The organism is Pseudomonas sp. R3-52-08, from assembly GCF_003851745.1.
GTDB lineage: Bacteria > Pseudomonadota > Gammaproteobacteria > Pseudomonadales > Pseudomonadaceae > Aquipseudomonas.
In genome coordinates, this window is sequence record NZ_CP027730.1 from 2,526,193 (window position 1) to 2,541,135 (window position 14,943).

Below are 14,943 nucleotides of genomic sequence, written 5' to 3' on the forward strand. Positions count from 1 at the left end.
TGTCGCTTACTGGGCTTTTTCAGCCGCCAGCTCTTCCAGGTCGATGTAACGGTTGCCGATCCGTGGGTGCAGGCGACCGCCATCGGCGCAGCCCAGCACGACGACGATTTCGTCAGCGCGCGGCGCGTCTTCGATTTGCATTTCCAGGGTGATGTAGTGCGAGCGCAGGCCTTCGTCGTCCTTGTGCATCATTGGAATCTGGATCGAGGTACCCGGGCCGCCGCGCTTGTTGGTGAAGCTCAGGTAGCTTTTGGCCTTGACGGCTTCACGGTAGTGGTTGCCGAAGCGCAGGGTATGGATGATCGCGCTCGCGTGTTCGATCTCGCCATCGGCGCCTACCACGGCCGCTTTGCCGTAGGCCTCGATCTTGTCGGCACCGCCGATGATGCCCACCAGGCGCTCGACCATCAGCGCGCCGAGGTCGGAGCAGTTAGCGCGGATCTCCGGCTTCAGGTCTTCGACGAAACCACGGCCCAGCCAGGGGTTTTTCAGTACCACGGCCAGGCCGACCATTTTCACGGGCGTGTCGGAGGCTTTGCCGCCCTCGATAAAGGTCTCTTCTACATAACTGACGATCTTGCGGATTTCGAAACTCATGGGCTGCTCCGTCTCAGTGAGGGTCTGCGTATGATGGTATACCATAATACGAGAAGCGCAATAGGCGTGCGGCAAGATCCCAGGCAGGCGTGCGTGGGTTTGTTGAGGAGGGGGGTATGCAGCGATCAGGCGGTGAAGGGCTCACCGCCTGCCTTGGGAGAGGACGTCAGAACTTGAAGCGGCCCACCAGACCGTTGAGCTGACCGGAAATGTCGGTCAAACGCCCCGACCCGCTCTGCGCCGTATGCGCAAACTCTTCAACCAACTGCGCATCGGCATGAATCTGCGCGATGTGCCGGTTGATCTCTTCGGCCACTTGGTGCTGCTCTTCGGCGGCGGTGGCGATCTGGGTGTTCTGGTCGCGAATCGAATCCACCGAACCGCGAATCTTGTCGAAGCTGTCGCGGGCCTGCTGGATGCGTTCCACGCTGGTGTGCGACCCCTGCAGGCTGCTTTGCATTTGCTGGGTGACTTCCTTGGTGCGGCGGGCAAGATTGCCCAGCAGGCTGTCGATCTCGCCGGTGGAGTCGGCGGTGCGGCGGGCGAGGGCGCGGACTTCGTCGGCGACCACGGCGAAACCTCTGCCCTGATCGCCGGCGCGTGCGGCTTCAATCGCAGCGTTAAGCGCCAGCAGGTTGGTCTGTTCGGCAATCGAGCGGATGGTATCGAGGATGGCGTTGATGTTCTGGCTGTCTTGTTCGAGCAACTGCATGGTCTGCGTGGATTTCTGCAGGTCTTCGCTGAGCTTGAGCACGCTGCCGGTGGCTTCGCCGATGTGCTGCTGGCCGTTGTGTACGTCGCGATAGCCTTCGTCGGCACTCGACGCGGCGGCGCTGCACGAGCGCGCCACTTCATTGGCGGTGGCCACCATTTCGTTGAAGGCGGTGCTCACCAGTTCCACGGCTTCGCGTTGGCGGCCGGCGGCCTGGTTCATGTTATTGGCTACTTCACGGGTGTCGGCGGCGGCGGTTTGCAGGTCCGAAGACGCGTTGCCGATGCGCTGCACCAACTGGGCGATCATGCTCAGGAACTGGTTGAACCAGCCGGCCAGGCTGGCGGTTTCGTCCTTGCCCTGCACCTTGAGCTGGCGCGTGAGGTCGCCTTCACCTTCGGCAATTTCCTGCAGGCCGTCGGCCACCCCGCGAATCGGGCGCACGATCACGCGGGCGAAACTGGCGCCGACGATGGCGAATACCACCGCCAAGACGGCGGCGATGGCGGCGATCAACCACGTCAGGCGGGTGGCGCCGGCCATCACTTCGTCACGCTTGATCAGGCCGATAAAGCGCCAGCCCAGGTCTTTGGAGCTGACCACGTTGGCCATATAGGCCACGCCGTCGATGTCGATCCGGGTCACGCCGTCGCCGCCCTTGGCCAGTTCGGCGTAGTTGGGCCCCAGATCGGCCAGGGGCTTGAAGTTGTGCTTGGCATCGCTGGGGTCTACCAGCACGTTGCCGTTGCCTTCCACCAGCATCAGGTAGCCGCTGTCGCCCAGCTTGATGGTGCGCACCAGTTCGGTGAGCTGCTTGAGCGACACGTCCAGGCCGACCACGCCAAGGATATTGCCAGTGGTGTCGGCGACGGTATGCACGGTACCGATCAGCACCACATCGTCCGGTGCCCAGTAATAGGCACCGGTGCGCACGGTCTTGCCTGGCGCAGCAATGGCCGCCTGGTACCAGGGGCGTACGCGTGGGTCGTAGTTGGTCAGTTTGGTGTCGTCCGGCCAGCTGGCGTAGCCGCCGTCGCGCAGGCCCAGGGACAGGTAGGCAGTGCTGGGATGGCTTTTGGCGAACTGGTCGAAAATCGCCAGCAGTTCGGTATTGGTCGGTGTCAGCGGGATTTGCGCGGCGTCCGCGCTGGCGTAGCTCTTCAGGTCCTTGGCCGCGATAACGCGCGGGTCCTTGGCCACGTACTCGACGTTCTGGCTGATGCCGTCGAAAAACTGCTTCATGCCATTGTCGATCTGGCGGATCTCGCGGCCGCTGCTGTCGAGAAAGTTGGCGAGGGCGCCTTCGCGCACATTCAGCACCACGATCATCGCGACCAGGATGACCGGGAGGCACGCGATGGCCGCAAACGCCCATGTCAGCTTCTGCTTGATATTCATGACTTCACCCGCGGGTATTTATAGTTTTGGCAAGGGAGAAAACGGTCGTGCTGTGCGTCGCATGCGTTTTATGAGGACATGGTCATGCTTACCCTCGATATATCGACCGAGGGCGGCGGCACTTGAGGGGAGGGGGGCAATCAGCCGATCTGGTCACCGGCCAGGGCGTCACGACGCATCGACTGCAGGTTCTTCTCGATGGTTTCGCAGATCGCTTCCATTTGAATCTGATGTTCACTGGAGCGAAACGGGCTTTGCAGGTCGGTGCCGATGCGTTCGATGGCCAGCAGCATGAAACCCACCACCGTGGAGGCCAGCGGGGTGAACCAGCCGAGGGATTCCACCAGGCCCACGGGCACGATCAGGCAGAACAGCGAAATGAACAGACGTGGGAAATACACGTAGGGGTAGGGCAGCGGCGTGTTGGCGATCCGCTCCATGCCGCCCTGGGCATTGGACAGGTCCACCAGCGTCGACTCCAACCGCGCCAGGCGGATGCTGTCCAGGTGACCGGCCTTGTATTCCCGGGCCAGCAATGCGGCTGAGCCAGTGAGAATGTCGTTGGCGAAGTTGTTGGTTGCGCCATTGCGCGCAAATTCCGCGTCAGGGATGAACGCGCGCACTTCCTCCGGGCAGGGCTCGCCCTTGAGGTGCGCGGCCAGGCAATTCACATAGGCCACATGACGGCGCAACAGCGTGGATTTGATCGGGTTCACTTCGCTGTCGGGATCGTCCAGCAGGGTCAGTACCTGGCGGGCGAAGCTGCGCGAGTTATTGACCATCGAGCCCCATAAGGTGCGCGCTTCCCACCAGCGGTTGTAGGCGCTGCTGTTACGGAAACTGATCAGCACCACCAGTGCCGAACCCAGCAAGGTCAGGGGCATCAGCGGCAGGTTGATCTTGGAGTTGAGGAACAGCATGAAATCCACCGTGACGGCGATATCCCACAGCAACAGCCAGAACAGGGCCCAGCCCACATAGCCCATGGTCTTGATGATCAGGCGGTATTTCTTGAGAAGGGCAGCTTTCAAACGAGAACCTCGCGGCGTGCGGTTGGCAACAGTGCCAGGTTACGACGCCGTAGACGGGTGAAGGTTCGCCTGACGGGATCCGGTTCGGGAAATCTGGAACAACTTTGGTACTGATGTCGTCTGGCGCGGCAATCGCTGTACATTGCGCCGAGGCAAAAAGCCATTAACCGCAGGGTTTACCACGTGATTTGTTTTGGGGCCGGGCTGCAGGGATTTCGTAGCTGAGATCAGTGGAATCAAGTTGGATGATCAGGGCTCTTTCATGCATGTCAGTTCGTTGAAGTCGGCTATGTGTAATACCGCGCAAGCGCTCGAACGTCATAGGGATTTTGAATCGTGCTTGAGAGCGCATTACCACGTGCTGCTCGTGCCCTATTCCAGACGACCCTTTTTCTATAAGAGTGCACTTAAATACAGCCGTTTGATGGTGTCGTTTGCGTTATTGAGTAAGTACTTCGCCACGCCGTTGCCGTTGTTGTCCGAAGTTAAAAACCTGTGCGTGACGCGCAGGTATTGTTCGAAAAACAGCCTGGAGTCGATCTTTCTGTTGTTTCGTGCGCTGGGCTTCATGGAGGTTGCGCCGCACCCTGAAGACAGTCGCTTCAGGGTGTATGCGCCCTCGGACGAAGCCTGCCGTGAAGCGCGCCTGATGTTGACCTCCCTCACGGAGTCGTTGGCGCGGTTGTACCCCGAGAGGGCGATTTTTCAGCAATTGCGTGAGTTGGATGACCGCGGTTTCCTGGCCCTTTACTTCAAGGGGTTTGCCATCATTCTCGACGCCGACCTCACGGTCGATGTATTGCTGCCCGAGTGTTACTGGCTGGTTAAAAGGGACGCCGGGCACCTGTTGATGCTGGCCATTTATAACGATGCCTTTGCACCGGAAAATGATCGGGCGACGTTCAGGTCATCTTCGTATCTGGCATTGGCCAAGCAACTGTCGGTGTCCAAGACCCACATTATTCGAATGGTGCAGGAGGGCGTGGAAAAAGGCTATTTCAAAGCGCACTCCAAGACCCGGCTGGAAGTTTTGCCGCCCTTTGTCAGCCTGGTAAAGCGGTTCATGGCCTTTTCATTTGCGGTTGGCCTGCATGCTATTGAAATGGGAGCGTAGGGATGCCTGCTCACTGGAAGTTAAGGCCCAGGATGCGCCGGTTGCTGTCGCCTGCGGTAACGCAAGCCGAATGGATAGGCATCGTTGCCTGGACTGGTATCGGCTTGATCCAGGCCATGATGTTCGACCCGTATGTGTTGAGCGTCACCCTCGGCCTGTTAGTTGTGTGCCGTTTTCATTCGCTGACGACGAACTTCCTGTTGTGGCGGTTGCTGGGGGTGACCTATATCGTGCTGTTGTCGGTGGGGTTTGCCTACATCATTCACTTGAATCCGCCATTGCGTATCTACGGCTTGCCCCTGGCCGTCACGCTGGTGGTCGGCAGCGCGATCTTGTTTATCAGTGTCCAGGATTATCTGGTCGGCGCCCTGTCGGTCTGGCTTATCCTGTGGTCGCCCATGCAGGCCGAACTCTATGCCGCAACCCAAAGTTATCTGCTGATATTTTGCGCGTCGTCGGTGTCGATCGGTTTCATCCTGAGTTACTCATACTTGAAGAACCTGCGTTCGGTGTTGCTGGTGGAAAGTGAGTTTCGCGCATTGGCCGAGACCGATTACCTGACCTCTATCCTCAACCGGCGCGCGTTCATGCAAAACTTCGAAAAGTTGCTCGACAGCGGCCAGGGCGGCTACTTCATCATGTTGGATATCGACAGCTTCAAGGCCAAGAATGACCTGTACGGCCACGACGTCGGCGATAAGATTTTGCGCGCCATGGCGCTCTGCCTGAAAAACGCCAAAGGCAGCCACAGCTTTGGACGCATCGGTGGGGAAGAGTTCGGCGTATTGTTGCAGGGCGATGACCCGGCGCTGGCCGGCGAGTTTGTGCTGGATCTGTTGCAGGCGATCCGCTGCAGCGTCGCCGCGCCTCACAACTACACGTGCAGTGCCGGCATGGCGCGCTTTTCGGCAGGTGACGACTTGTCGACGGTACTCAAGTTAGCCGACAAAAACCTGTATGGCGCCAAGCGCAATGGCAAGGACTGTGTGCATCTGGATGGCGCGCCGCTGCGGCCGGTCACGGCCTGAAGCGCAGGGGCCGGTGTTCACCGTTGGGCAAGCACACTCGCCAACAACCCGGGGAAGCGACCTTCGAGCTCTTCGCGACGCAACGAGTTCATGTGGGTGGTGCCGACATTGCGGGTGTTCACCAGGCCCGCATCACGTAACACCCTGAAGTGGTGGGACATGCTCGATTTGGGGCGCCCGCCGTCCAGTTCGCCACATGTGGCTTCCGGCACGCTTGCCAGGCAGCGCACGATTTCCAGGCGCACGGGGTCGCTGAGGGCGTAGAGCACGCGCTCAAGTGTCAGCTCTTGCGGGGTAGGGTGTTTGAAGGCTCGCATGGCGCGGATCATAACAGGGGGGTAGCGTTGAATACCATAGTTCGATTACCATCGAACTATCGAATCACGCACGTTTATCCGGAGTATCTGATGTCCGCTTTGTTCGAACCGTTCAAACTCAAAGACGTAACCCTGCGTAATCGCATTGCCATCCCGCCGATGTGCCAATACATGGCCGACGACGGCATGGTCAATGACTGGCACCACGTGCACCTGGCCGGCATGGCCCGTGGCGGTGCTGGCCTGCTGGTGGTCGAGGCCACTGCCGTCGCGCCGGAGGGGCGTATCACCCCAGGCTGCGCCGGTATCTGGAGCGATGCCCATGCCGAGGCGTTCGTGCCGATGGTCAAGGCGATCAAGGCTGCGGGTGCCGTCCCCGGTATCCAGATTGCCCACGCCGGCCGCAAAGCCAGCGCCAACCGTCCATGGGAAGGCGACGACCACATCCCGGCCTCCGATGCCCGCAGCTGGGAAACCATCGCCCCGTCGGCTATTGCGTTCGGCGCGAACCTGCCCAACGTGCCGCGTGCCATGACCCTGGAGGATATCGCCCGCGTCCAGCAAGACTTCGTCGACGCCGCCCGTCGTGCCCGTGACGCCGGTTTTGAATGGATCGAGCTGCACTTCGCCCATGGCTACCTGGGCCAGAGCTTTTTCTCCGAACACTCCAACCAGCGTACCGACGCCTACGGTGGCAGCTTCGACAACCGCAGCCGCTTCCTCCTGGAAACCCTGGCCGCCGTGCGCGAAGTCTGGCCGGAAAACCTGCCGCTCACCGCCCGCTTCGGCGTGATTGAGTACGACGGCCGTGATGAGCAGACCCTCACCGAGTCCATCGAACTGGCCCGCCGATTCAAGGCCGGTGGCCTGGACCTGCTGAGCGTCAGCGTTGGGTTCACCATTCCCGACACCAACATCCCGTGGGGCCCGGCGTTCATGGGCCCGATTGCCGAACGTGTGCGCCGTGAAGCCGGTATTCCGGTGACCTCGGCGTGGGGCTTTGGTACACCGCAACTGGCCGAAAGCGCGCTGCAGGCCGGGCATCTTGACCTGGTCTCCGTGGGCCGTGCGCACCTGGCCGATCCGCATTGGGCGTACTTTGCGGCCAAGGAACTGGGCGTGGACAAGTCGTCCTGGACCTTGCCGGCGCCGTATGCGCATTGGTTGGAACGCTATCGCTGAGCTAGCGACTCGGTAAAACTGTGGGAGGGGGCTTGCTCCCGATGGCGGTGGGTCAGTAGCAGATAAGCTGCCTGATCCACCGCCATCGGGAGCAAGCCCCCTCCCACATTTGGTTTTCATACATCAGGAATACCGAGCTACCTGATACAGAGCTGATACGCGAAAGATGGCAAATGAGAATAGATGTCAAACGCGAATGCGTTGATATATGATGCGCGGCGAATTCTTGGCAGGTTTGCCGCCCCATCTGGCTCATTCACTAGGTTCAACATCCATGCGTCGTACCCTGATTTCCATCTGTGTGCTGCAGGCGTTTTCCCCGTTCAGTTGGGCAGATAGTGCCCCCACCGAAAACACCAGCCTTGAGTTGCAAGCGACCACTGTGACCGGCACGGCGGATTTCGAGACGGCTCAAGGACCGGTCAAGGGCTACCACGCCACACGTTCAGCCAGTGCGACGCGCACCGACACCTCGATTCATGAAACCCCGCAGTCCATCAGCGTGGTGTCCAGGGATGTGGTCGAAGACATCGGCGCAACGCGCCTGCAGGATGCCCTTGACTATGCCGGCGGGGTTGGCCGCGCCAACAACTTCGGTGGCCAGGGCCTGACCACCTTCACCGTGCGTGGCTTTACCACCGGTGAGTTCTACCGCAACGGTTTCCCGATCAATCGCGGTTACCCGAACATGCCGGATGCCAATACCATCGAGCGTCTCGAGGTGTTGCGCGGCCCGGCGACCATGCTCTACGGCCGTGGCGACCCCGGTGGCACGTTCAACGTGGTGTCCAAGCAGCCGCTGGCCGAACGCAGCGTCACCCTGGGCAGCCAAGTCAATGACCAAGGCATGAAGCGCGGCACCCTGGATGCCTCCGGCCCGCTGGACGAAGCAGGCCGCCTGGCCTATCGCCTGAACGTGGTGGGCGAGGGCGGTGACACCTTCCGCGATCACGTCGAGACCGAACGCTACGGCGTGACACCGGTGCTCACCTGGCAGGCCAGCGATGACACCAAGGTGATCTTCGAAGGCGACTTCATGCGTAACAATGCCCCCTTGGACCGTGGCCTGACGCGTTACCCGAATCAGCGAGGCACGTCGTCGCGCGAGACGTTCTGGGGCGACAAGGACGTGGGCAAGCTGCACAACGACAACAACATGGCGCAGTTGCGTTTCGAGCATGCGCTCAATGACAACTGGACGTTGGGCGGCGGTTTCCAGTGGTTGGACGGGACGTTGAAGGGCAACGCAATCGAGGCTAACGGCCTGGGCGCCGATGGCCGTACCCTGGAACGTAATTTTAACTACCGCAAGCTGGAGTGGACCGACAAGGACTATCAGCTCAACCTGACCGGGCATTTCTCCACCGCTGGTTTCGAGCACACCTTGCTGACCGGCATCGAGTACGAAGACTACGACTATAAGTCGATCATCCAGCGCTCCAGCGCCACTGCGGGCACTTACCCGATCGATATCTTCAACCCGGTCTACGGCCAGGCGCGCCCGCCGCTGACGCGCACGCCGACCCATGACAAGGAAAACCTCAAGACCTACGCGGCCTTCGTGCAGGACCAGGTGGCCCTGACCGAGCGCTTGAAAGTCCTGGCCGGTGCACGTTTCGAACGGTTTGAACATGACTATGAAAGTTATGTGCCCGGCGTGAACCCCTTCCAGAGCGCAGAAAACGCCGTCACCCCACGTGTGGGTGTGATCTACGACCTCACCGATACCGTCGCGGTGTATGCCGACGCCGCACGTTCGTTCAAGCCGAACACCGGTGCGGCACGCGAAGGCGGTGGTTTCGCGCCGGAGAAAGGCAAGTCCTATGAGATGGGGATCAAGTGGGAAGCCCTGGACCGCCAACTGAGCGTTGACGCTTCGATCTATCAGATCGACAAGAAAAACGTACTGACCACTGACCCGGTGGTCAACACGTTCAGCGTCGCCGCCGGTGAAGTGCGCAGCCGAGGCTTTGACCTCAACGTCGCGGGCAACCTCACGCCTGAGTGGCGCATGATCGGCGGCTATGCCTACGTGGACGCCGAAGTCACCAAGGACAACAGCATCCGCTCCGGCACGCGCTTGTTGAATATTCCGCGCAACAGCTTCAGCCTGCTCAACGTCTATGAGTTCCAGGACGGCGCCCTCAAGGGCCTGGGCCTCGGTGTGGGCGGCAAATACGTCGACCAGCGCGCCGGCCAGACCGCCAATACCGCCTTCTCGATGGACGCCTACACCGTGGTTGATCTGCTGGGCTACTACAAGGTCAACGAACAGGTACGCCTGAACCTGGACGTGAAAAACCTGTTCAATCGCGAGTATGAGGAAGGCGCGTTCGGCAATATCTACGCCTACCCAGGCGCACCGCGCACGGTGCAGGTCGGAATCTCCTACACCCTCTGACGCTGTACACAGTTCCAAATGTGGGAGGGGGCTTGCCCCCGATTGCGGTGTGTCAGTCTCAATATTTTTGACTGATATACCGCTATCGGGGGCAAGCCCCCTCCCACATTTGATCCCATTTATCCCCTGGGCGCGCTACAACGGCGTGAGCACATTCATCACTGTATCCAACGCCACCCGTGTGTCATCCAACTGCACCAAAGATGCATGCCGTGCACCCAGCGCGTCGCGGTTTTTGATCGCGGTGAGGATCGCCTTGTGCCGGGGCAGGCTCAGGCCCTGGATATCCGGGCGGCGGTTGGTGATGTTGATCGACTCGCGCAACGGCAAAGAGAGCATGTTGCACATATAGGCGAGCAGGTCGTTGCGGGTGGCGTCGGCAATGGCGCGGTGAAAGTCCAGGTCGGCCTGCAACAGGTCTTCGTGGGTTTTCGCGGTTTCCATGCCCACATAGGCTTTTTCGATGGTGGCGATGTCCTCATCGGTGGCGGTGGTCGCGGCCATGGCGGCGATTTCCGGTTCGAGAATGCGCCGCACGCCGGCCAGGGTGTTGAAAAACTCGCTGTGGGGCGTGGACTGCATCAACCAGGACAGCACGTCCGGGTCGAGCAGGTGCCACTTCAAGCGCGGCCGCACCACGGCGCCCACCCGAGGCTTGGAATACACCAGGCCCTTGGCGCTGAGCACCCGCGTCGCCTCGCGCAACACCGAACGGCTGACCTTGTATTCCTCGCACAGCGTGGCTTCCATGGGCAGTCTTTCTTCCGGCTTGAAGCGCCCGGAAACGATGTGCATGCCCAAGTCCTGAACGATCTGGGCATGCATGCTCTTGCGCGGCTTGGGCGGCTGGTGATCCATAACGACGGGCAGGCTCTGGCTTAAATTCGCCGCATCATAGCATCCCAATTAGTGGGAATGCCGTGGGACTTCGGCGCCACGGCAGCCCACCAGGAAGTCGAAGTCGCAACCCTGGTCGGCCTGCAGCACATGGTCGATGTACAGCTGGCGATAGCCGCCGACGATGAGCTTCTCGGGCGGCGCCAGGTCGGCCATGCGCGACGCCAATTCGGCGTCGGGAATGTCCAGGTGCAAGCGCCCGTTGGCGCAGTCGAGTTCGATCCAGTCACCTTCCTGCACGGCCGCCAACGGCCCGCCCGCTGCGGCTTCCGGCGCCACATGCAGCACCACCGTGCCATAGGCGGTACCGCTCATGCGCGCATCGGAAATCCGCACCATGTCGGTCACGCCTTGGGCCAGCAATTTGGCCGGCAGGCCCATGTTGCCGACTTCGGCCATGCCTGGGTAACCCTTGGGCCCGCAGTTTTTCATGACCAGGATCGAGTTGGCGTCCACGTCCAGTTCCGGATCGTTGATGCGCGCCTTGTACATGTCGAAGTTTTCGAACACTACCGCGCGGCCTCGGTGCTGCATCAGCTCGGCACTGGCGGCAGACGGCTTGAGCACTGCACCCAGCGGCGCCAGGTTACCGCGCAGCACGCAGATGCCGCCGTCGGCGCGGATCGGGTTGTCGAGGGTGCGGATCACTTCGTCCTGGCCGTAGATCGGTGAGTCCTTGGTGTTCTCGCCCAAGGTTTTGCCGTTGACGGTCAAGGCATTCGGGTGCGGGATCAGGTTGGCTTCGCCCAGGCGGCGCAGTACGGCGGGCAGGCCGCCGGCGTAGTAGAACTCTTCCATCAGGAAGCGCCCCGAGGGTTGCAGGTCGACGATGGTCGGCATGCCACGCCCGATGCGGGTCCAGTCGTCCAGGTCCAGCTCGACGCCGATGCGCCCGGCGATGGCTTTCAAATGGATCACCGCGTTGGTCGAACCGCCGATGGCCGCGTTCACCCGGATCGCGTTTTCGAAGGCTTCCTTGGTGAGGATCTTCGACAGTTTCAAGTCTTCGCGCACCATCTCCACTGCACGCATGCCCGACATGTGCGCCAGCACATAACGCCGTGCGTCCACTGCCGGAATCGCCGCGTTGTGGGGCAGGGAGGTGCCCAGTGCCTCGGCCATGCAGGCCATGGTCGACGCGGTGCCCATGGTGTTGCAGGTACCCGCCGAGCGCGACATGCCGCCTTCGGCCGCGAGGAAATCATCCAGGGTAATGGTGCCGGCCTTGACCTGTTCGCTGAGCTGCCACACCACCGTGCCCGAGCCGATGTCCTGGCCCTTGTGCTTGCCGTTGAGCATCGGCCCGCCGGTGACGACGATGGCCGGCACATCACAACTGGCGGCGCCCATCAGCAGCGCCGGGGTGGTTTTGTCGCAGCCGGTGAGCAGCACCACGCCATCGATAGGGTTGCCGCGAATCGCTTCTTCCACGTCCATGCTCGCCAGGTTGCGCGTCAGCATGGCGGTGGGGCGCAGGTTGGATTCGCCGTTGGAGAACACCGGGAATTCCACCGGGAAGCCACCGGCTTCGATCACGCCGCGTTTGACGTGCTCGGCGATCTGGCGGAAGTGCGCGTTGCACGGGGTCAGCTCCGACCAGGTGTTGCAGATGCCGATGATCGGCTTGCCATGGAACTGATGGTCGGCAATGCCCTGGTTCTTCATCCAGCTGCGGTACATGAAGCCGTTCTTGTCGGCAGTACCGAACCACTGGGCGGAGCGTAGGCCGGGCTTTTTATCAGACATGATCGATTCTCTTATTGTATGACTATATGTTCTGAGCGTGGTTAAACATAAGCGCAAAATCGAAGCTTTGGAAGAGTTGTTTTGCAAATAGTCCTACTATATAGTCTTTCTCAACTGAGGTATGACCCTGGCGGATTTTCGCGAGAGGCGTCCCCCGAGCTTCTATAAAAACAACAATCGGAGATCGACCCCATGAGCCAGGAACTGCGGCTTATTCGGCGCATCACGCTGAAACTGATTCCCTTCCTGATCCTGCTGTACCTGATTGCCTACGTGGACCGTTCCGCCGTGGGCTTCGCCAAGCTGCACATGGGCGCCGACGTCGGCATCGGCGATGCGGCCTATGGCCTGGGCGCGGGGTTGTTCTTCATTGGCTACTTCCTGTTCGAGATTCCCAGCAACCTGATGCTCGACCGCTTTGGCGCGCGGCGCTGGTTCGCCCGCATCATGATCACCTGGGGCACCATCACCATCGGCATGGCCTTCGTACAAGGGCCGCACAGCTTCTATGTGATGCGCTTTCTGCTCGGCGCGGCCGAGGCCGGGTTCTTTCCGGGCGTGCTGTACTACATCACCCAATGGTTCCCGGTGCGCCATCGCGGCAAGATCCTCGGGCTGTTCATCCTCTCCCAACCGATCGCGATGATGATCACCGGGCCCGTGTCCGGCGGCTTGCTGGGCATGGACGGCACCCTGGGCCTGCACGGCTGGCAGTGGCTGTTCATCGTGATCGGCACCCCGGCGATCCTGCTCACCTGGCCGGTGCTGCGCTACCTGCCGGACGGCCCTAAACAAGTCAAGTGGATGAGCGAGGAAGAGAAGGCCTGGCTCACCGGTGAGCTCAACAAAGACCTGCAAGCCTACGGCCAGACCCGCCACGGCAACCCGCTGCATGCGCTCAAGGACAAGCGCGTGTTGCTGCTGGCGCTGTTCTATTTGCCGGTGACCTTGAGCATCTACGGCCTGGGCCTGTGGCTGCCGACCTTGATCAAGCAATTTGGCGGCAGTGACCTCACCACCGGTTTCATCTCCGCCGTGCCGTACATTTTCGGCATCATCGGCCTGCTGATCATCCCGCGCAGTTCAGACCGTTTGAATGACCGTTACGGCCACCTCGCCGTGCTCTATGTACTGGGCGCCATCGGCCTGTTCTTCAGCGCCTGGCTCAGTGTGCCGGTGCTGCAGATGGCGGCCCTGTGCCTGGCGGCGTTCGCGATGTTTTCCTGCACGGCGGTGTTCTGGACCTTGCCGGGGCGTTTCTTCGCCGGTGCCAGTGCGGCGGCCGGTATCGCGTTGATCAATTCGGTGGGCAACCTTGGCGGCTACATCGGCCCGTTCGTGATCGGTGCGCTCAAGGAATACACCGGCAACCTGGCGTCGGGCTTGTACTTCCTATCCGGTGTGATGCTGTTCGGGCTGGTGCTGACCCTGGTGGTCTACCGCCTGCTGGAACGCAAGCATGTGCTGCCCGCCGACCAATTCGCCGCCAGTGCCCGTGGCGCCACACGTACTTAATTCAGGAGAAATGGCATGCGTTTAGTTCAGTTCGAGTTGCCCAACGGCGAACGCCGCGTCGGCGTAGTGCAAGGCACACAGCTGCGCGAAGTTCAGGCGGCGCGCAGCGTGCGTGAATTGGCCCTGGCCGCGATCGAAGCCGGTGTTGGCCTTGAGCAGCAGGTGAACAGCCTTGGCCTGGGCGACGGCCACGACTACGCCGCGCTGTTGGCCGAACTCAAGGTGCTGCCGCCACTGGACCACCCGGACCCGGCCCATATGCTGATCAGCGGCACCGGCTTGACTCATCTGGGCAGCGCCTCGGCGCGAGACAAAATGCACCAGGCCGGTGACGACACCGCCCTGACCGACACCATGCGCATCTTCAAATGGGGCGTTGAAGGCGGCAAGCCAGCCGCCGGGCAGGCGGGCGTGCAACCGGAGTGGTTCTATAAAGGCGACGGCAGCACCGTGGTGCGCCCCGGCGCAGCGTTCCCGGTACCGCCGTTTGCCGAAGACGCCGGCGAAGAGCCGGAAATCGGTGGCCTCTACGTGATCGGCCCGGACAGCAAGCCCTACCGTGTGGGCTTTGCGGTGGGCAACGAATTCTCCGACCATGTGATGGAACGCAAGAACTACCTGTACCTGGCCCATTCCAAACTGCGCAGTTGCAGCTACGGGCCGGAATTGCGCGTGGGCGACTTGCCCCAGCACCTGGCAGGCATCAGCCGCATCCTGCGTAACGGCGAAGAAATCTGGCGGAACGAATTCCTCAGCGGCGAGGCCAATATGTGCCACAGCCTGGAAAACCTCGAATACCACCACTTCAAATACCGCCAGTTCCTCAAGCCCGGCGATGTGCACATCCACTTCTTCGGCACTGCCACGCTGTCATTTGCCGACGGTATACGTACCCAGGCCGGCGACGTGTTCGAGATCACCCAGGTTGAATTCGGCGCGCCGCTGGTCAACCGTGTCGGCAGCAGTGATGCGGCATTCGAACCCGGCAACGTCATTACCCTTTAA

Annotated in this window: 11 protein-coding genes and 2 pseudogenes; 6 read left to right on the top strand and 7 right to left on the bottom strand. The window is 61.1% G+C overall.

All coding sequences use genetic code 11. The features are described 5' to 3' along the window. Positions 1-6 precede the first annotated feature (6 nt). The 4 genes and pseudogenes from C4J91_RS11705 to C4J91_RS11715 all read right to left on the bottom strand — a co-directional run bounded on the left by C4J91_RS11705 (position 7) and on the right by C4J91_RS11715 (position 3,738). Positions 7-597 (bottom strand): amino acid synthesis family protein, encoded by a 591-nt coding sequence (locus C4J91_RS11705; protein WP_124362460.1) that lies wholly within the window; start codon positions 595-597, stop codon positions 7-9. Between the two features lie 166 nt (positions 598-763). Beyond that, positions 764-1,300, bottom strand: a pseudogene (locus tag C4J91_RS28125) (methyl-accepting chemotaxis protein); the annotation flags it as partial. A gap of 375 nt (positions 1,301-1,675) precedes the next feature. Further along, positions 1,676-2,707: pseudogene (locus tag C4J91_RS28130) on the bottom strand (cache domain-containing protein); the annotation flags it as partial. Between the two features lie 140 nt (positions 2,708-2,847). Further along, positions 2,848-3,738, bottom strand: a complete 891-nt coding sequence (locus C4J91_RS11715) for a bestrophin family protein (RefSeq protein WP_124362462.1) — start codon at positions 3,736-3,738, stop codon at positions 2,848-2,850. 262 nt (positions 3,739-4,000) lie between these two features. Between C4J91_RS11715 and C4J91_RS11720 the strand changes: the two genes are divergently transcribed. Together C4J91_RS11720 and C4J91_RS11725 are read left to right on the top strand one after the other, a co-directional pair. Continuing rightward, complete coding sequence (locus tag C4J91_RS11720; protein ID WP_177412850.1) at positions 4,001-4,852, top strand: hypothetical protein; 852 nt, start codon at positions 4,001-4,003, stop codon at positions 4,850-4,852. 2 nt (positions 4,853-4,854) lie between these two features. Beyond that, positions 4,855-5,880: a GGDEF domain-containing protein gene (locus tag C4J91_RS11725; protein ID WP_164484532.1), complete on the top strand. Its 1,026-nt coding sequence runs from the start codon at positions 4,855-4,857 to the stop codon at positions 5,878-5,880. Between the two features lie 17 nt (positions 5,881-5,897). Here C4J91_RS11725 and C4J91_RS11730 read toward each other — a convergent pair whose 3' ends face one another. Continuing rightward, positions 5,898-6,197 carry a helix-turn-helix transcriptional regulator gene (locus C4J91_RS11730; protein ID WP_124362465.1) on the bottom strand — a complete coding sequence of 100 codons (300 nt, stop codon included), beginning with the start codon at positions 6,195-6,197 and terminating at the stop codon, positions 5,898-5,900. 90 nt (positions 6,198-6,287) lie between these two features. On the opposite strand from C4J91_RS11730, the gene C4J91_RS11735 reads away from it, so the two are divergent. Further along, complete coding sequence (locus C4J91_RS11735; protein WP_124362466.1) at positions 6,288-7,379, top strand: NADH:flavin oxidoreductase/NADH oxidase; 1,092 nt, start codon at positions 6,288-6,290, stop codon at positions 7,377-7,379. Between the two features lie 274 nt (positions 7,380-7,653). Beyond that, positions 7,654-9,780, top strand: coding sequence for a TonB-dependent siderophore receptor (locus C4J91_RS11740; RefSeq protein ID WP_124362467.1), 2,127 nt, complete (start codon positions 7,654-7,656; stop codon positions 9,778-9,780). A 135-nt stretch (positions 9,781-9,915) separates the two neighbouring features. On the opposite strand, the gene C4J91_RS11745 is transcribed toward C4J91_RS11740, so the two are convergent. Together C4J91_RS11745 and C4J91_RS11750 are read right to left on the bottom strand one after the other, a co-directional pair. Continuing rightward, entirely contained in the window at positions 9,916-10,638 is a 723-nt protein-coding gene (locus C4J91_RS11745) for a FadR/GntR family transcriptional regulator (RefSeq protein WP_124362468.1), read from the bottom strand. Positions 10,639-10,686: 48 nt separating this feature from the next. Beyond that, positions 10,687-12,423 (bottom strand): IlvD/Edd family dehydratase, encoded by a 1,737-nt coding sequence (locus C4J91_RS11750; RefSeq protein ID WP_124362469.1) that lies wholly within the window; start codon positions 12,421-12,423, stop codon positions 10,687-10,689. A 192-nt stretch (positions 12,424-12,615) separates the two neighbouring features. Here C4J91_RS11750 and C4J91_RS11755 point away from each other — a divergent pair, with 192 nt between their 5' ends. Further along, positions 12,616-13,938, top strand: a complete 1,323-nt coding sequence (locus C4J91_RS11755; RefSeq protein WP_124362470.1) for an MFS transporter — start codon at positions 12,616-12,618, stop codon at positions 13,936-13,938. 15 nt (positions 13,939-13,953) lie between these two features. Then, complete coding sequence (gene araD1 / locus C4J91_RS11760) at positions 13,954-14,943, top strand: AraD1 family protein (RefSeq protein ID WP_124362471.1); 990 nt, start codon at positions 13,954-13,956, stop codon at positions 14,941-14,943.